The organism is Inquilinus limosus (assembly GCF_002195995.1).
GTDB lineage: Bacteria > Pseudomonadota > Alphaproteobacteria > DSM-16000 > Inquilinaceae > Inquilinus > Inquilinus limosus_C.
The window spans coordinates 41,790-59,040 of the sequence record NZ_NHON01000084.1; the positions used below are offsets into that span (position 1 = coordinate 41,790).

General features: G+C 69.2%; 13 protein-coding genes. 9 read left to right on the top strand and 4 right to left on the bottom strand.

Features of this window, described 5'->3' with window-relative positions; translation table 11 throughout:
* The first annotated feature begins 40 nt into the window (after window positions 1-40).
* Genes BWR60_RS28785 through BWR60_RS36600 form a run of 3 tightly spaced genes read left to right on the top strand, consistent with a single transcriptional unit; the run spans window position 41 to window position 3,590 of the window.
* Complete coding sequence (locus BWR60_RS28785; protein WP_088155492.1) at window positions 41-1,228, top strand: tetratricopeptide repeat protein; 1,188 nt, start codon at window positions 41-43, stop codon at window positions 1,226-1,228.
* Window positions 1,218-2,801 (top strand): PAAR domain-containing protein, encoded by a 1,584-nt coding sequence (locus tag BWR60_RS28790; protein ID WP_088155494.1) that lies wholly within the window; start codon window positions 1,218-1,220, stop codon window positions 2,799-2,801. Before BWR60_RS28785 ends, BWR60_RS28790 begins: the two co-directional genes overlap by 11 nt.
* Window positions 2,802-2,813: 12 nt before the next feature.
* The gene (locus tag BWR60_RS36600) at window positions 2,814-3,590 is read left to right on the top strand and encodes a hypothetical protein (protein WP_144445796.1); all 777 of its coding nucleotides are present in this window, start codon (window positions 2,814-2,816) and stop codon (window positions 3,588-3,590) included.
* Between the two features lie 157 nt (window positions 3,591-3,747).
* Here BWR60_RS36600 and BWR60_RS28795 read toward each other — a convergent pair whose 3' ends face one another.
* Window positions 3,748-4,821, bottom strand: a complete 1,074-nt coding sequence (locus BWR60_RS28795; RefSeq protein ID WP_088155496.1) for a hybrid-cluster NAD(P)-dependent oxidoreductase — start codon at window positions 4,819-4,821, stop codon at window positions 3,748-3,750.
* 214 nt (window positions 4,822-5,035) lie between these two features.
* Window positions 5,036-6,286 (bottom strand): aromatic ring-hydroxylating oxygenase subunit alpha, encoded by a 1,251-nt coding sequence (locus BWR60_RS28800; protein WP_088155498.1) that lies wholly within the window; start codon window positions 6,284-6,286, stop codon window positions 5,036-5,038.
* A 258-nt stretch (window positions 6,287-6,544) separates the two neighbouring features.
* Between BWR60_RS28800 and BWR60_RS28805 the strand changes: the two genes are divergently transcribed.
* The 4 genes from BWR60_RS28805 to BWR60_RS28820 all read left to right on the top strand — a co-directional run bounded on the left by BWR60_RS28805 (window position 6,545) and on the right by BWR60_RS28820 (window position 12,302).
* Window positions 6,545-7,267 (top strand): haloacid dehalogenase type II, encoded by a 723-nt coding sequence (locus BWR60_RS28805; protein ID WP_088155500.1) that lies wholly within the window; start codon window positions 6,545-6,547, stop codon window positions 7,265-7,267.
* A gap of 28 nt (window positions 7,268-7,295) precedes the next feature.
* Window positions 7,296-7,787: an Lrp/AsnC family transcriptional regulator gene (locus tag BWR60_RS28810; RefSeq protein WP_088155501.1), complete on the top strand. Its 492-nt coding sequence runs from the start codon at window positions 7,296-7,298 to the stop codon at window positions 7,785-7,787.
* Window positions 7,788-8,249: 462 nt separating this feature from the next.
* Window positions 8,250-11,489: an error-prone DNA polymerase gene (locus BWR60_RS28815; protein WP_088155503.1), complete on the top strand. Its 3,240-nt coding sequence runs from the start codon at window positions 8,250-8,252 to the stop codon at window positions 11,487-11,489.
* A 165-nt stretch (window positions 11,490-11,654) separates the two neighbouring features.
* Complete coding sequence (locus BWR60_RS28820) at window positions 11,655-12,302, top strand: hypothetical protein (protein WP_088155505.1); 648 nt, start codon at window positions 11,655-11,657, stop codon at window positions 12,300-12,302.
* A 473-nt stretch (window positions 12,303-12,775) separates the two neighbouring features.
* Here the strand turns inward: BWR60_RS28820 and lysS are convergent, their stop codons facing one another.
* Together lysS and BWR60_RS39065 are read right to left on the bottom strand one after the other, a co-directional pair.
* Window positions 12,776-14,287 carry a lysine--tRNA ligase gene (gene lysS / locus BWR60_RS28825; RefSeq protein ID WP_088155507.1) on the bottom strand — a complete coding sequence of 504 codons (1,512 nt, stop codon included), beginning with the start codon at window positions 14,285-14,287 and terminating at the stop codon, window positions 12,776-12,778.
* Window positions 14,288-14,458: 171 nt separating this feature from the next.
* Window positions 14,459-14,950: a hypothetical protein gene (locus BWR60_RS39065; RefSeq protein ID WP_144445798.1), complete on the bottom strand. Its 492-nt coding sequence runs from the start codon at window positions 14,948-14,950 to the stop codon at window positions 14,459-14,461.
* 136 nt (window positions 14,951-15,086) lie between these two features.
* On the opposite strand from BWR60_RS39065, the gene BWR60_RS39070 reads away from it, so the two are divergent.
* Entirely contained in the window at window positions 15,087-15,392 is a 306-nt protein-coding gene (locus BWR60_RS39070; RefSeq protein ID WP_144445797.1) for a hypothetical protein, read from the top strand.
* A gap of 77 nt (window positions 15,393-15,469) precedes the next feature.
* Window positions 15,470-17,245 carry an SLC13 family permease gene (locus BWR60_RS28840; protein ID WP_088155513.1) on the top strand — a complete coding sequence of 592 codons (1,776 nt, stop codon included), beginning with the start codon at window positions 15,470-15,472 and terminating at the stop codon, window positions 17,243-17,245.
* Window positions 17,246-17,251: the final 6 nt, after the last annotated feature.

Sequence of the window (17,251 nt, forward strand, 5' to 3'; positions counted from 1 at the left end):
GCTTCGGCAGCGCGGATGATCACGACGCGAGGGCCCCGGCATGCCGCTGACCGCGTTCTTCTCCGAGCAATTGGACCAGATCGAGGACTTCCTGGACGAGCCGGACGCAGTGGTCCGCATCGTCCTCGTCGACCCGGAGATGCGGGGGATCTTCCTGCGGCTGCTGGGAGGGCTGGAGGAGCAGGAGGAGTTTCGTCATCTGGTGATCGCGCACCGGGCCCCCTTCCGCGACCCCGTCGGCTGGTTCGAAGGCCTGCTCGACGCCCTGGATGCGCAGGTCGAGCAGCATGCGGAAGCCCTGGCGGAGGCCGGCGTGGCGGGCGGCCCGGCGGATGAGGACGAGGAACTGTCCGCGCCGTGGCGCTTCCTCCGGCGCGCCGAGCGGCTGGCCGAGAGCCTGCCCGAGGAGATCGGCAGCCTGGCCTTCCTGATCGATCCGGAAGCGGTCGAGGATCCTGAGGGCTTCACCCGGTCCGTCGCCTTCCTGGCCGACAAGGCCGGCAGCCCGCGGCTGAAATTCGTGATGCTCGACCAGCGGCGTTCGCCGGCCCTGGTCCTATCGGCCGCCGACCATCCGCGGGCTGCCGTGCAGACCTTCTGGTGCTCGCCGCAGGAGATGGAGCGGCGGGTGAACGCCATGCTGGAGCAGCCTCCGGCATCCCCGTCGGATCGCCGGCGGACCCTGATGATGGCGGCCGGCTTCGCCTATTCGAACCGGGACTATGCGCGGTCCGAGGCGCTGCAGCGGCAGCAGCTCGAGGCCGCCGAGGCGGCCGGCGAGCCGCTGGAGCAGGCGGTCGGCGCCTATGGCCTGGGCAACACGCTGCTGGCCGCGGGGCGGGCTGAGGAAGGGGTGGAGGCGTTCCTGCGGGCCTGCGACCTCTGCGTCGCGCACAGGCTGAACGAGCTGGCGCCGATGGTCTACACCAATCTCGGCGTCGCGCTGCACCGGCTGGGCCATTTCGAGCAGGCCTTCGAGGCGCTGCGCGTCGGCAGCCGGTTCTTCCAGGCGCAGGGCAACCGGCCCGGCGAGGCCTTCGTCTGCGACAACCTCGCCGCGATGTATCGCGAGCAGGACCGGCCGGAGGAGGCCGCCCGGGTCTGGCGCTATGCGCAGGGCCTGTATGACGGCATTACCAACCCGGCCCTGCAGGATGTGCGGGAGGCCGGCCTCGCGGACATCCGCGCCAAGCTGGACCAGCTGGGGCAGGCCGGCCATGGCGCTTGACCCGGACGACATCGGCGGGGCCATCGCCCGCGGCGGCAACGCGGCGCACACGGCCCAGTCCGCGGCCGGCGAGTACAACCCGCTGGATGTCTGGACCCACACCGGCGAGGGCTTCGACCAGCAGGGCTTCACCAGCTCGATGGATCTGAGCCATATCAGCTCGACCCCGGTCGGCGACATTCCGGGGGCCCTGAAGGGGCAGGCGGGCGAGCTGGGCGACGCGCTGAAGGCGATCAAGGACGCCGATGGCGCCCTGGCCACGACCGGCGCCGTGTTCGGCGCGCTGACATCGCTCGAGCAGCTGATCTCGATCCCGTTCTCGGCGATTCCGTTTCCGGCGCTGCCGGCGGTGCGGATCCTCGACTTCGCCATCGGGCTGCCGCATGCCCACAGCCATCCGCCGAACCTGATACCGCCGGCGCCGCCGATCCTGCTGCCCAGCTTCGGCCCGGTGATCCCGATCCCGTTCCTGTCGGGGGCGGGCACGGTGCTGATCAACGGCATGCCGGCCGGCCGCTGCCTCGACATGGGGTTGGGGATCTGGTGCGGCGGCTACTTCCCGATGTTCGAGATCTTCCTCGGCTCCTCCTCCGTCTGGATCGAGGGGATGCGGGCGGCGCGGATCGGCGTCGACATCACCAAGCACTGCGTGTTCTCGTCGTTCAAGGTCGGGCCGAGCGACCCGCCGCTCGGCGTACCGATCGGCACCACGGTGACGGCGAGCCCGAACGTCATCATCGGCGGCGTGCCGATGCCGTCGCTGACAGCCTTCGCCATCGGCGCGGCGATGAAGGGGGCGTTCAAGGGGCTGGGGAAACTGGCGGGCGCGGTGAAGAGCGCGCGGGCCGCCCGGGCCGCCGCGCGGGCGGACAAGCCGCCATCGGTCCGGCCGCCGCCGCGGGCGCTGCCGCCGGCCCCCAGAAGGCCGGCGCTGGAGGCCGCGCCGGAGAGTTCCTGGCCGCCCCGAACCCCGGAGGCCTATCACGCTGCCGGGCAGGTGCGTCAGGCGCTCGACACCGTCAATGGCGAGCGGATGCAGCTGTTCGGCAGAATTAAGATGCCCAAGAAGCTCAACCCCGGATGCATAGATCTCTACACTCACGCCGATGGAAGCCGTTCGGTGGGTCTGTCCGGTAGGGCGGGGAGGCGTGCCGCTCCATACGTCGAGGACATATTGAACAGGCAGTTCCCATTGGGCAGACCGTCCGAGCCTTTCGTCGTCGACGGCGCACGTGTGGCCAGTCGCGATGCCGGTGCCGTCAACGGCCCTGTCTGGCGGGTGAGAGGCCGCACCGATCCCGAGCTTGCTGGACGTCTCGGCAACGCCCCGGGACGCAACCTCCCTCCGACCAACTGCGCCGAGCCTCGCGCGGCATCTGCCGCTCATGCATCGGACAGCCCGATCACCGGGCACGAGACCATATTCCCCGGAGACGAACTTCCAGACAATCTCAAGAAATACGATTTTCCAGAGGACGAGCGTTGGCCCGGCGCGGAGAATCAGATGCACCCATGTGAAAACTGCGACTTAAACAAACATACGATCTCCGAATATGCTCGCGGTCACGGCTAGGAATCTCTCGTCATGCCATGGACAGAAAATCTAAGAGAGACGATCGAAAAATTCGACCCCGAATTCCTTACTGGAATTCGGCCAGCGTCCATTTCCGATATTTTGGAATTGACCACGATTTTGCGCAGAACGTTACCAAGCGGCTATGATGAATTTTTGAAATTCATGGGAAATATGGATGGTGGATTACTTTACTCCGAGAGAATATCAACAGTGATTGGAGACATTGTCTCCTATTGCGAGGATGCCTTGGAGGACGATCCGGAGCACAGCTTTGACCAATGCATCCCAATCGCAGTTGGCCTCGATTTCGAGGGGTTCGGGGTGATTCCATCGCCGGATGCGGAATGGCAGAGAATTGTCTTTCTTGAAGATGGACAGGCAGGAGATCTGGCATTCGAGAGCCTGCCGGCCATGTGCTTCTCCCATGCCTTCATGTACGAGCAATGCGCGACAGGTGGATGGGCCTTGATACGCGCGGTTCCCGAGCCGTCGGACATCGACGCCTTGTCGCGGCGCCTGGCAGAGAACGGCTATATCCGGCAGTGGTTCAGCAAAGGCAACCGGCTGTATTTCCGCCACGAAAACAAACTGATCACCATTGTTGCCGATCGAGCTCGACCCCCGGCTGTCTATATCGGCGGGCGAGAGATGTCGGCAATAGACGCCGCGATCTCCGACGTAGAAGGCATGATTGGAAATTGCCATCCGGAGTGGAACAAGAGGACAACTCTGGCAGAGGCTCGAAAATATACGCTTGATGCTGCCGGAAACGAAGATGACGACTGAAGTCAATGCCGCAACGCTCGGCAAATGAACGGTCCAGCCGCAGCGGCATCATCGGCCAGATCCGCGACGTGAAGACCCTGGCCACGCTGCGCGTCGCCAAAGACCGCAGCCCGGCCTCACCCACCGCCGGTGCGGCCCTGCCGCCGGCAGCCGCGACCTACACCTCGACCTCGACCAGCGCCGTCTCGGGCTGGGAGCAGCAGGCGAGGATCCAGCCCTCGGCGATCTCCTCGTCGGCGATGCCGCCCAGATGCTCCATCCGCACCTCGCCCTTCAGCTTGCGCACCAGGCAGGTGCCGCACAGGCCCTGGCGGCAGGCGGTGGGGATGCGCAGGCCGCAGCCTTCCGCCGCCTCCAGCACCGTCTGGCCCGGCAGCACCGTGGCCTTGCGGCCGGAGCGGGTGAAGGCGACCTGCATCCCCTCCCCCGCCGGCTCGGCCGGCGGCGCAATCGGGGACGCGGCGGGCACCGGCGCCGGGGTGGCGCCGAAGCTCTCCTCATGCCAGCGCACCGAGGGCACGCCGAGCTCGCCCGCCACATGCCTTGCCGCGTCCATGAACCGGTCCGGGCCGCAGCAGAACACGGTGCGGCCGGCGACGTCCGGGCACAGGGCGGACAGCAAGGCGTGCTCCAGCCGGCCGCTGGACCAGCCCTCGCCCGCCGGCGCGCCGGTGACGACGAAGCGCAGGCGCAGGCCGGACGCGACCTCGGCCATGTAGCCGAGCTCGGACCGGAACAGCAGGTCCTGCGGCCGCCGGGCGAAATGGACGTAGACGACGTCGGTCTGCGGCGCGGTGTCGAACAGCCAGCGCGCCATCGACATCATCGGCGTGGCGCCGCTGCCGGCCGACAGGAACAAATAGCGCTCGCCCGGATGGTCGAGCAGCGAGAAGCGGCCGGTGGGGCCGTGTGCCGTCAGCGCGTCGCCGACCTTCAGCTTGTCGAACAGCCAGCGGGTGGCGACGCTTCCCGGCTGCACCTTGGCGGTGATCTTGGCGTGGTGCGGCCGCGACGGGGTGGAGGCCAGGGTGTAGGTGCGCAGCACCGGCTGCGGCCCCGCCGGCAGCTCCAGCGTCACGAACTGGCCCGGGCGGTAGGAGAACCAGCTGCCGTCCTCCGCCTCGAAGCGGAAGGTGCGGACGTCCGGCGCCTCCTCGCGGATGCCGATGCAGCGCAGCCGCGCGGTCTTGGCGTTCCACAGCGCCGGCGTGGCGGTCAGCGGGCCGGGCATGACGATCTCCCGGAGAATGACCGGCGCAATCGAACAACGCATCGCCTCTCCCGCTTGCGGGAGAGGTCGGAGCCGCGTTGGCGGCTCCGGGTGAGGGGAGTTTGTCGAGGCCTGGGCCAGCCCTCACCCGGTCTCGCTGCGCGAGCCCGACCTCTCCCGCCAGGCGGGAGAGGCAACGCGGAAATCGCAAGTCCCGCTTTCAAGCCGACGCTCCCTACGCCACGTCGCGGATCGGGGTGGCGGCGGTGCCGCCGCCGAGCCGGCGGGACATGGCGTCGGCGTACCAGTCGACGAACTGGATCACCGCGCCCTCATGCAGCTTCGAATAGGGGCCGGGCTCATAGGCCGGGGACAGGATGCCGCGCTGGTTCTCCTCGACGATGCGGCGGTCCTCGTCATTGGTCGCGGCCCACACCTCGGTCAGCGCCTGCAGGTCGTAGTCGACACCCTCAACCGCGTCCTTGTGCACCAGCCATTTGGTGGTGACCTCGGTCTCGGTCGGGCTGATCGGCAGGATGCGGAAGCTCAGCGCGTGGTCGGCCAGCAGGTGGTTCCAGCTGTTCGGGTAGTGGTACAGCAGCATCGAGCCGAGCTTCGCCGTCGGGAAGTCGGCGAGAAGACGGCTCACCGCCGGCCGGCCGCTCATGGTCATGGAGTCGGCGTCGTTGATGAACGGCACCCGCATCACCCGGTACTGCATGTCGTCGGAGATCTGGTAGCGGCTGGGCAGGCCCATCGCCTCGCAGCTCTGCCAATGCTCCAGGATCTGCGGGGCCTCCTCCATGCCCTTCTGGCCGCTGGTCAGGGTCGGCTGGTCGGAGAAGACGCGGCACAGCTCCGGATGGTTGGCGGAGCAGTGATAGCATTCGCGGTTGTTCTCCATCACCAGCTTCCAGTTGCCGCGCTCGATGATGGTCGAGCTGTGGGCGACCTTGGCCTCGGACAGCAGATGCGGCGCCATATAGGGCTCGACCATCCGGCGCAGCGGCTCGAAGTCGCGCGGCTGCTCGGCCAGGGAGAGGAAGATCCAGCCGCCGACCTCGTGGCAGGCCACCGGCTTCAGCCCGAACTGCGCCGGGTCGATGTCGTCCATCATGTCGCGGGCGAAGATCAGCTTGCCCTCGAGGTCGTAGGTCCACTGGTGGTAGGGGCACACCAGCCGCGGGCGCGAGCCGCGCTCGTCGGTGCACAGGCGCGAGCCGCGATGGCGGCAGACATTGTGGAAGGCGCGGATGGCGCGGTCGCGGCCGCGCACCACGATCACCGGATACTCGCCGATCTGCACGGTCAGGAAGTCGCCCGGCCGCGTCACCTCGCAGGCATGGCCGATGAACAGCCACTCCTTGTAGAAGATGTGCTCCAGGTCCAGCGCGTGATAGGCGGGGCTGGTGTAGAAGTCCCGCTTCAGGCTGAAGCCCGGCGCCCGGGACATCAGATCCATCGCCATGGCCGAACGCGCTTCCATCTCCACCACTCTCCTGCGGCTCCGGACGGGATCCATCGCCGTCCGTCCCCGACCATCGCGCGACTCGGGGGGGCCACCCGCTCCGCAGCCGACACGCCATGACGCAAGCGCGACACGGCAACGGTCGTCCGATCGACTCGGCATTTTCTGCTGCGGAACGGCCACACCGCGCCAGCCTCTGCCGCCGCCGGGGCGCATTGCGCAGCCCCTGCCGGCAGCGGCGGCGCATCATCGACGCATCGACACCGGAGATCCGCCATGAAGCTGACCGACTTCAAGATCCTGACCTTCGACTGCTACGGCACGCTGATCGACTGGGAGACCGGCATGGTCAACGCGCTGGCGCCGCTGACCGCCCGCGCCGGAACGAAGCTGACCCGTGACCAGATCCTGGAGGCCCATGCCCGGCATGAATCGGCGCAGCAGCGCTGGACCCCGGCGCGGCGCTACAGCGAGCTGCTGGCCATCGTCTACAAGCGCCTGGCCGAGGAATGGGGCGTGGCGGCGAGCTGGGAGGAGGCGCTGGCCTATGGCCGGTCGATCAAGGACTGGCCGGCCTTCGCCGACACCGCCGGCGCGCTGCAATACCTGAAGAAGTATTACAAGCTGGCGATCCTCTCGAATGTCGACAATGCCAGCTTCGCCCTCAGCAATGTCCGGCTGCAGGTCGAGTTCGACGCCGTCTTCACCGCCGAGGACATCGGCAGCTACAAGCCGGCGGCGCGCAACTTCGACTACATGCTGGAAAAGCTGGGCGGCATGGGCATCGCCCCGGGCGAGGTGCTGCACACGGCCGAGAGCCTGTTCCACGACCACGAACCGGCGACGGCGGCGGGGCTGGCCACCTGCTGGATCCATCGCCGCCACGCCGAGGGCGGCTTCGGCGCCACCATGAAGCCGGCGACCGAGCCCAGGGTCGATTTCCGCTTCACCAGCATGGCGGAACTGGCAAAAGCTCACCAAGAGGCGCTGCGGGGCTGAGTCCCGCGGCCGAGCGGACGAGGGCAGGATGGCGGGCGCGCCGAAGCTGGACCGGATCGACATCGCCATCCTGGCCCGGCTGCAGGCCGACGGGCGGATCACCAACGCGGCGCTGGCCGACGCGGTCGGCCTGTCGCCCAGCCCGTGCCTGCAGCGGGTGAAGCGGCTGGAGGCGGCGGGCTACATCATCGGCTACGGCGCCCGCATCGCCCTGGCGAAGCTGACCGAGACCGTGACCGTGTTCACCGAGGTGACGCTGAGCGACCACCGGCGCGAGGACTTCATCCGCTTCGAGGCCGGGCTGGCGACGGTCGAGGAGCTGCTGGAATGCCACATGGTCAGCGGCGGCTACGACTACCTGCTGCGCTTCCTGTGCCGCAGCATCGCCCATTACCAGCAGGTGATGGAGGCGCTGCTGGACCGGCGCCTCGGCATCGAGAAATACTTCAGCTACATCGTCATCAAGTCGCCGATCCTGCGCCAGGCCGCCCCGCTGCAGACGCTGCTGCGGGGGGAGTAGTTCTCCGAGTCCCCCCTCCCCTCGCGGGAGGGGGATAGGGGGAGGGGGTTTTCAACGCCAGAGCCGGCCAGAAACTTAGTGATCTGGCCCCGGCGGCGAAACCTGTCCTTTGCCCATTCGCGCGCGGACGCGCGCAGACCCCTCCCCCTGCCCCCCACCCGCAAGGGGAGGGGGGACAAGAAAGGAGCGGGGTAGCTCCATTCTGAAAAGGTCCCGCTTGCGGGGATGAGGGCCGCCACCGCCCGGTGCTGCGCGCTGCTGCAGGGGCGCGCCACCGCGATGGAATCTGCATGGCCGGATGTTCAGACGCCGACGGAATCTGCCGAGAGGCGTTCATTTCCCTTGCGTCGCGGACCGGGCCGAGGATGAGATCCGGGAGGATTTCGGCNCCCCTCCCCCTRYCCCCCTCCCGCAAGGGGAGGGGGGACTTGGTAAGGGATCCCGGCGAAAGGCGGCCCCGCCATGACCGCCTATGCCGAGCTGCAGGTCACCACCAACTTCTCCTTCCTGCGCGGCGGGTCGCATCCGGAGGAGCTGGTGGAGACGGCGATCCTGCTGGGCCTGTCGGCCATCGCCGTGACCGACCGCAACTCCCTGGCCGGGATCGTGCGCGGCCATGTCATCGCCAACCGCGACGAGGACCGGCAGAAGGCCAGCCGCATCCCCTACATCGTCGGCTGCCGGCTGGACCTGATCGATGCCCCGGGCCTGCTGTGCTATCCGACCGACCGCGCCGCCTATGGCAGGCTGTGCCGGCTGCTGACCATCGGCAACCGGCGGGCGAGGAAGGGGCAGTGCGACCTGGCCTTCGCCGACCTGCCGCCCTGGCTGGACGGGCAGATCCTGGTGGCGCTGCCGCCGGACCGGATCGACGACGCCTTCGCCGACCATCTGGCCCGGCTGCGGGCCGAGGCGCCGAAGCGCCTGTTCCTGGCCGCCAGCCACCGCTACCGCGGCGACGATTCCCGCCGCCTGGCCGACCTGGCCGAGCTGGCGCGGCGGGTGCGGGTGCCGCTGGTCGCCACCAACGACGTGCTGTACCACGTGCCGGAGCGGCGGCGGCTGCAGGACGTGGTCACCTGCATCCGCGAGCACTGCACCATCGACGATGCCGGCTGGCGGCTGGAGGCCAATGCCGAGCGGCACCTGAAGGGGCCCGAGGAGATGGCGCGGCTGTTCCGCGACCACCCGGAGGCGCTGGAGCGGACGGTCGAGATCGCCGAACGCTGCCGCTTCAGCCTGGACGAGCTGGCCTACGAGTACCCCGAGGAGATCACACCGGACGGCATCCCGGCGCAGGAGCGGCTGGAGCAGCTGACCCGCGAGGGCGCGGCCCGGCGCTATCCCGGCGGCGTGCCCGAGAAGGTGCAGGCCCAGATCGACCGCGAGCTGGATCTGATCGGCCGGCGCGACTACGCCCCCTTCTTCCTGACCGTGGCCGACATCGTCGCCTTTGCCAGCCGGAAGGAGATCGGCATCCTGAACCAGGGCCGCGGCTCGGCGGCGAACAGCGTCGTCTGCTACTGCCTCGGCATCACCGCCATCGACCCCATCCAGATGGACCTGCTGTTCGAGCGCTTCGTCAGCGAGGAGCGCAACGAGCCGCCCGACATCGATGTCGATTTCGAGCATGAGCGGCGCGAGGAGGTGATCCAGCACATCTACGAGAAGTTCGGCCGCCACCGCACGGCCCTGACCGCGACCGTGATCTGCTATCGCACCCGGGCCGCGGTGCGCGATGTCGGCAAGGCGATGGGCCTGTCGGAGGACATGATCAGCGCCCTGTCCGGCTCGGTCTGGGGCTGGAGCATGAACGGGCTGGACGAGGGTCAGGTGCGCGAGGCCGGGCTGGACCCGGCCGATCCCCGGCTGCGCCTGGCGCTGGGGCTGGCGGTCGAGCTGATGGGCTTCCCCCGCCATCTCAGCCAGCACACCGGCGGCTTCGTCTTCGCCCGGCGGCGGCTGGACGAGATGGTGCCGATCGAGAACGCGGCGATGGACGACCGCACCGTCATCTGCTGGGACAAGGACGACCTCGACGCGGTCGGCATGCTCAAGGTCGACGTGCTGGCGCTGGGCATGCTCTCCGCGCTGAAGCGCTGCTTCGACCTGATGAACCAGCACTATCCGGAGACATACCCGCAGCCGCTGGCCCTCGGCATGACGCCGCGCGAGGACCCCGAGGTCTACGAGATGCTCAGCCGGGCCGATTCGATCGGCGTGTTCCAGGTCGAATCCCGGGCCCAGCAATCGATGCTGCCGCGGCTGAAGCCGAAAAGGTTCTACGACCTGGTGATCGAGGTCGCGATCGTCCGGCCGGGGCCGATCCAGGGCGACATGGTGCATCCCTATCTGCGCCGCCGCGACGGGATCGAGCCGGTGACCTATCCGAAGCCGGAGATCCGCAGCGTCCTGGAGAAGACGCTGGGCGTGCCGCTGTTCCAGGAGCAGGGCATGAAGCTGGCCAGCGTCGCCGCAGGGTTCACGCCCGGCGAATCCGACCGGCTGCGCCGGGCCATGGCCACCTTCCGCAACGAGGGCACGATCCATCGCTACGAGACGCGCTTCATCGAGGGCATGGTCGACAACGGCTATGAGCGCGATTTCGCCGAGCGCTGCTTCAACCAGATCAAGGGCTTCGGCAGCTATGGCTTCCCCGAGGCGCATGCCGCCTCCTTCGCCCTGCTGGTCTATGAGAGCGCCTGGGTCAAGCACCACCATCCCGAGGTGTTCTGCTGCGCCCTGATCAACTCCCAGCCCATGGGCTTCTACGCCCCGGCCCAGCTGGTGCGTGACGCGCGCGAGCACGGCGTCGAGATCCGGCCGGTCGACGTCAACCGCAGCGCCTGGGACTGCACGCTGGAGCCGACCGGCGGCCAGGACCACGCCGTGCGCCTGGGCCTGCGGCTGGTGAAGGGGCTGAACGAGGAGGAGGGCAAGAAAATCGTCGAGCGCCGCGGCGCCGGCTACGCCGCGCCGGCCGATCTGGCCCGCCGCGCCGGCGTCACGTCCCGGGCCCTGAACCGGCTGGCCGAGGCCGCCGCCTTCGGCTCGATGGGGCTCGACCGGCAGCAGGGGCTGTGGGCCGTGGCCGGGGTGGAGGGCGAGGCCCTGCCGCTATTCGCCGCCCGCCCGGACCAGCTGGCGCTGTTCGAGGAGGCGGCGGCGGAGCTGCCGCCTTTGCCGCCGGGGCTGGAGGTGCTGGAGGACTACGCCACCACCGGCCTGTCGCTGACCCGCCACCCGCTGGCGCTGCTGCGCCCGGCGCTGACGCGGCTCGGCATCGTCCCGGCGCGCAGCCTGCGCGACGACGGGACCCGCGACGGCGCCCGCATCCGCATTGCCGGCATCGTGCTGTTCCGGCAGCGGCCGCAGACCTCCAACGGCACCATCTTCGTCACCGTCGAGGACGAGAGCGGCGCCGCCAACATCGTGGTCTGGTCGCAGGTGTCGGAGCAGTATCGCCGCGCCGTCTATGCCGGCCGCCTGCTGGCCTGCGAGGGCCGGGTGCAGAAGGTCGGCGAGGGCGAGCACCAGGTGATCCATGTGGTGGCCGAGCGCTTCGTCGACTGGACCGACCAGCTGCCGGTGCTGGCCCGCGGCACCGACCAGGTGGTGCTGGACCCCGAGGCCCAGCGCCGCCCCCGCGCCGCCGCCGGCCGCGGCCACCGGGTGACGCTGAAGAGCCGGGACTTCAAGTGACCCGACGCGGTGCCTCTCCCGCTTGCGGGAGCTTTTCTCAACGCCCCCCTTGCCGTCATTGCGAGGAGGCGAAGCCGGGGTCGCAATGACGGCGGTGGGCTATGCGATCGCAGTAAACATCATGTTCATTGCGCGATCGCATCGATATAGTTCATGATATGTTCTATGGACATGGCGCAGCCCGACTCTGGTCCGATCAAGCCCCGCGACACCGACCTGCACTGGACGGAGTGGGCGCTGGACCGGCTGCGCGAGGTGGTGGATCTCGACATCCGCACCATGCGGGCCACCGTGCGGGAGCACGAGCGGGTCCTGCGCGGCGCCGAGATGCCGGACTATCCGCTGATGCAGTCCCGCCTCTCCCGCTCGGTGCGCCTGTCGATCGCCATGACCGAGCGGATCCGGCGTGACTATTACCTGCGCATGCAGGCGCGGATCGCATCCGGTGAGCAGGAACGCCGCCGGGCGAAGCGGGAGCAGGCGGTCGAGACCGCGGTGAAGGCGATCGCCAGGCCCGCCGAGCCGGAAGACGCCGAACGCGTCCGGTTGCTGGTCCGGGAGAGGCTGACCGAGGACGAGGTTCTCGACGTGCAGCTGGACCTGCTGTCGCCGGAGGAATTCGTGCGCGCGGTGAGCCGCAGGATCGGCCTCCCGCCCGACCCGTCCTGGCTGCCGCCGGGATGGGCGGATGAGGCGGTGACCGTCGAGGTCGTGGCGGAGACGGCCGAGCCTGCCGAGGCCTGGCCTCGACCGGCGGATGAGTCCATCGCCGGCCGGCTTACGCCACCGCCGTCGAAACCGGACAGCAGCTGATCGCTGCGTCGCCTCCCCTCACCGTCATTGCGAGGGGGCAAAGCCGACGAAGCAATCCATCGTCCCGTGCAAGCTGCTGCATGGATTGCTTCGCTGCGCTCGCAATGACGGCTTGGGTTGGAGAGTCAGAGACCAGAATCGTTGTTTTGCCTCTCCCGCTTGCGGGAGAGGTCGGAGGCGCTTGCGCCNGCAATCCATCGTCCCGTGCAAGCTGCTGCATGGATTGCTTCGCTGCGCTCGCAATGACGGCTTGGGTTGGAGAGTCAGAGACCAGAATCGTTGTTTTGCCTCTCCCGCTTGCGGGAGAGGTCGGAGGCGCTTGCGCCTCCGGGTGAGGAGGTTTTGTCGAGGCCGGGACCAGCCCTCACCCGGTCTCGCTAACGCGAGCCCGACCTCTCCCGCCAGGCGGGAGAGGTCACGCGAAAGCCGTTCTTCCGATAACCTCGCGCTCCTTGGAAAAGGAGGGAGCCCCCCTATTTCCGCGGCCGCAGGGTCGGGAACAGGATGACGTCGCGGATCGAGGCCGAGTTGGTCACCAGCATCACCAGCCGGTCGATGCCGATGCCCATGCCGCCGGTCGGCGGCAGGCCGTATTCCAGCGCGGTGACGTAGTCGCGGTCCATCATCTGGGCCTCGTCGTCGCCGGCGTCGCGCGCCGCGACCTGGGCGGCGAAGCGCTCATACTGGTCCTGCGGGTCGGTGAGCTCGGAGAAGGCGTTGCCCAGCTCCCAGCCATTGGCATAGGTCTCGAACCGCTCGGTCAGGCGCGGGTCGGTGCGGTGCGCCTTGGCCAGCGGCGAGATCTCCTTCGGCATGTCGGTGACATGGGTCGGCTGGATCAGCGTGTGCTCGACCGTCTCGCCGAACACCAGCTCCACCACCTGGCCCCAGTTCTCCTTGCCGGTGACCTTGAGCTGGAGACCCCGGGCGGCTTCCCGCGCGGCCTCGGCGCCCTGGATCTGCAGGAAGTCGACGCCGGTCGCTTCCTTCACCAGCTCGGTCATCGGGGCGCGGCGGTACTGGCCGCCGAACTCGATCCTGTGCTCGCCGAAGGTCACCGTGGTGCCGCCGGTCGCTGCCCTCGCCGCCGTGGCGAAGATGTCCTCGGCCAGCGCCATCATGTCGGTGTAGTCGGCATAGGCCTGGTACAGCTCGAGCATCGTGAACTCCGGATTGTGCCGGGTCGAGATGCCCTCGTTGCGGAAGTTGCGGTTGATCTCGAACACCCGCTCCGACACGCCGCCGACGATCAGCCGCTTCAGGTACAGCTCCGGCGCGATGCGCAGGTACAAATCCATGTCGAGCGTGTTGTGATGCGTCACGAACGGCTTGGCCGAGGCGCCGCCCAGGATCGGGTGCAGCATCGGCGTCTCGACCTCGAGGAAGCCGCGGTCCTGCATCAGCCGGCGGATGTCGGCGACGATCCGGCTGCGGGCGCGGAAGGTCTCGCGGCTCTCCTCGCTCATGATCAGGTCGAGATAGCGCTGGCGGTAGCGCGCCTCGACATCGGTCAGGCCGTGATACTTCTCCGGCAGCGGCAGCAGCGTCTTGGCCAGGAGGTCGACATGCTGGACGTTGATGGTCAGCTCGCCGCGCTTGGTGCGGCGGATGAAGCCCTCGACGCCGATCAGGTCGCCGATGTCGAGCAGCCCGACCAGCTCCTGCGTCGCCGGGTCGGCATAGTCCTTGTGGCAGAACACCTGGATCTTGCCGCTGACGTCGTGCAGGTCGATGAACATGCCGCTGTTGCGGTAGGCCCGGATGCGGCCGGCGATGCGGACCACATCCTCCGGCTTCTCCGCCTCGGCCGGCAGCTCGGCATAGCGCGCCTGCAGCCCGGCGGCGTCCGCATTCTTCTCGTAGTGATAGGGGTAGGGGTCGATGCCCTTCTCCCGCAGCGCCCGCAGTTTCTCCAGCCGCGGCGTCTTCAGCGGGTTGTCGGCATCGTCGTGCGGGGCACGGACGCTCTCGACGCTGTCGGACATGGCAGGGCACTCCAGGGCAGGGAACGACAAGACGGACAGACCGGGATCGCGTCCTCTACCCGCCGTATTCCGGGGGTGCAAGCCGCTTCCGCGCATGGCGCCCCTCTTCCTCTCAGGGGGTGATCAATTTCGGTATCCGATTGTTTCACATCTGTTTATGAGAAATCAGAGTCATACTTCCGTATTGAAGCCGGCGCAGCACCGACCGGCGGCCGAGCAGTGAGGGCGTCCGAGATGAGAGAGAGCATGTCCCGCATGGCGATGGTCGCGACCGTCGCCACGGTCGGCCTGGCAGCCTGCACCGATGTCACCCCCTGGGCGTATTCGACCGAGCCGGAGACGGCGCAGCGGGCCACGCCGGTCAGGACCGAGCCCCTGCCCGGGCCGAAGCCGGTGCCGCCGGCCTACACCGCCCCGCGGGTGGTCGCCGCCGCCCCCGCCCCGGTGGCGCCGCCGCCGGCCGTCACCTATGCTCCGCCCCGCGTCGTGGCCGCCGCGCCCGGTCCAGCCGGCGCCCGTGGCCCCGGCCCGCGCCGCCCCGGCACCGGTGGTGATGGCCCAGGCGCCGGTCGTGGTGGCCNCCGGGGCGTCGAGCAGGTCGGTGCCGGCGGCGGCCAGGTCGGCATGCATCCGCCGCACCGCCTGGGGCGCGATCGTGCTCATATCGACCACCAGCCGGCCGCGCGGCGGCGCCGCCCCTCCGGTCACGACCGTGCCGCCGCGCCCGGTCCAGCCGGCGCCCGTGGCCCCGGCCCGCGCCGCCCCGGCACCGGTGGTGATGGCCCAGGCGCCGGTCGTGGTGGCCCAGGCCCCCGCCACCACCGTCTATGTCCCGGCCCGGCCGATGCTGACCGAGAAGAGCGGCCTGATCGACTTCGTGCTGACCGACGGGTCCGGCCGTCCCGAGGGCGCGATCCTGCGGGACAAGACCCTGATCCGCTTCTCTCCGTCCCTCGCCGCGGCGATGGACCCCGACCGCAGCCGCCTGGCCCCCGGACGGCCCCTGGTCGTGCGCGGCACCGTCACCGGCGGCCGCAAGAGCCCGGCGCTGGAGGCGGTGGAGATGGGCACCGACATCTACTCGATGGTGACGCTCGGCTACTGATGCCCGCATGACGGGCACGATCCGGCGCGCCGGGGTGTAGATAGCAGTCCCAGACCGCCGAACGGACCAGAGGCCGGATGACCCAGGACCAGATCGCGATCGTCGCCCTGCTGGCCGCGACGCTGGCCTTGTTCGTGTGGAACCGCATCCGCTTCGACCTGATCGCGGTCGGAGCGCTGCTGGCCGCCGTGCTGCTGGGGCTGGTGAAGGCCGACGACGCCTTCTCCGGCTTCGGCAACCCGGCCGTGGTCACGGTCGCCGCGGTGCTGGTGATCGGCCGGGCGCTGGCCCTGTCCGGCGCGGTCGACCGCATGGTCGCGGCGCTGGCGCGCGTCGCCGACGGCCGCTTCGCCCAGATGGCGGTGCTGTGCGGCTTCGGCGCCCTGATCTCGGCCTTCATGAACAATGTCGGGGCGCTGGCGCTGGTGCTGCCGGTGGCGATCCAGGGCGCGCGCAAATCCGGTTATTCGCCCTCGGCGATCCTGATGCCGCTGTCCTTCGCCACCCTGCTGGGCGGCACCGTCACCCTGATCGGCACGCCGCCGAACCTGCTGATCTCCGCCTTCCGCGAGAAGGCGATGGGCGAGCCGTTCCACCTGTTCGACTTCACCGCGGTCGGCCTGCCGCTGACCGTCGCCGGCCTGGCCTACATGCTGCTGATCGGCTGGCGGCTGATCCCGTCCAGCCGCCGCGGCCGGAAGGCGGAGGAGGAGAGCTTCGAGATCAGCCGCTACGCCACCGAGGTCGAGGTCACCCAGAAGTCGAGGATGGCCGGCCGGTCGGTGATGGCGTTCGAGGAGGCGCAGAAAGGCCGGATCGTCGTGCTCGGCCTCGTCCGCGGCCAGCGCCGCGTCGCCGGGCTGATCCGGCTGGAGCATCTGGCGCCCGGCGACCTGCTGATGGTGCAGGCCGACACCCAGGCGCTGGAGCAGGCGCTGGGCGACGGCGACATCGTGCTGGCGGCCGAACGGCCGCCCGAGGCCGGCGGCCTGGGCAGCCTGGTCACCGCCGAGGCGGTGGTGCCGGCCAATGCCTGGATCCGCGGGTCCAGCCCGGCCGCGCTCGACCTGCGCCGTCGCCATGGGGTCAACCTGCTGGCCGTCTCGCGCCATGGCCATCCGGTGAAGCAGCGGCTGCGCGACATCGCCATCGAGCCCGGCGACGTGCTGCTGCTGCAGGGCGACGCCGACACCTTGCCGGACACGCTGCAGGCGCTGGGCTGCCTGCCGCTGGCGCAGCGCCGGCTGACCCTGCGCAGCCGCAACCTGTGGCTGCCGCTGGCCCTGTTCGTCGCCGCCATCGCCGCCACCGCGACCGGCGCCGTCGACGCCACCATCGCCTTCGCCCTGGCGGTGATGGGCATGCTGGCCGTCCGCGCCATCCCGCTGCGGGACCTCTACACCGCGATCGACTGGCCGGTCGTGGTGCTGCTGGGCGCGATGATCCCGGTGGGCGGCGCGCTGGAGACCACCGGCGCGGCGCAGCTGATGGCCGACGGCATCGCCGCCCTGGCCCGGGACCTGCCGCCGCATCTGGTGCTGGCCGTGGTGCTGGCCGCGACCATGGCCGTCACCCCGATGCTGAACAACGCCGCGACGGTGGTGATCATGGCGCCGATCGTGATCGGCATCGCCCAGCAGCTGGGCCTCAGCCCCGACCCGTTCCTGATCGCCGTCGCCATCGGCGCCAGCTGCGACTTCCTGACCCCCTTCGGGCATCAGAACAACACGCTCATCATGGGCCCGGGCGGGTATGAGGTGTCGGACTTCTGGCGCGTCGGCCTGCCGCTCGACGCCGTCATCATCACCGTCTCGGTCCTGCTGATCCCGATCGTCTGGCCTTTCACCGCGTGACCAAGC

Bases quoted from the DNA above. Each gene is read 5' to 3' on its own strand.
- BWR60_RS28785 (WP_088155492.1), top strand. From the start codon at position 41: ATGCCGCTGACCGCGTTCTTCTCCGAGCAATTGGACCAGATCGAGGAC.
- BWR60_RS28790 (WP_088155494.1), top strand. From the start codon at position 1,218: ATGGCGCTTGACCCGGACGACATCGGCGGGGCCATCGCCCGCGGCGGC.
- BWR60_RS36600 (WP_144445796.1), top strand. From the start codon at position 2,814: ATGCCATGGACAGAAAATCTAAGAGAGACGATCGAAAAATTCGACCCC.
- BWR60_RS28795 (WP_088155496.1), bottom strand. From the start codon at position 4,821: ATGCCCGGCCCGCTGACCGCCACGCCGGCGCTGTGGAACGCCAAGACC.
- BWR60_RS28800 (WP_088155498.1), bottom strand. From the start codon at position 6,286: ATGGAAGCGCGTTCGGCCATGGCGATGGATCTGATGTCCCGGGCGCCG.
- BWR60_RS28805 (WP_088155500.1), top strand. From the start codon at position 6,545: ATGAAGCTGACCGACTTCAAGATCCTGACCTTCGACTGCTACGGCACG.
- BWR60_RS28810 (WP_088155501.1), top strand. From the start codon at position 7,296: ATGGCGGGCGCGCCGAAGCTGGACCGGATCGACATCGCCATCCTGGCC.
- BWR60_RS28815 (WP_088155503.1), top strand. From the start codon at position 8,250: ATGACCGCCTATGCCGAGCTGCAGGTCACCACCAACTTCTCCTTCCTG.
- BWR60_RS28820 (WP_088155505.1), top strand. From the start codon at position 11,655: ATGGACATGGCGCAGCCCGACTCTGGTCCGATCAAGCCCCGCGACACC.
- lysS (WP_088155507.1), bottom strand. From the start codon at position 14,287: ATGTCCGACAGCGTCGAGAGCGTCCGTGCCCCGCACGACGATGCCGAC.
- BWR60_RS28840 (WP_088155513.1), top strand. From the start codon at position 15,470: ATGACCCAGGACCAGATCGCGATCGTCGCCCTGCTGGCCGCGACGCTG.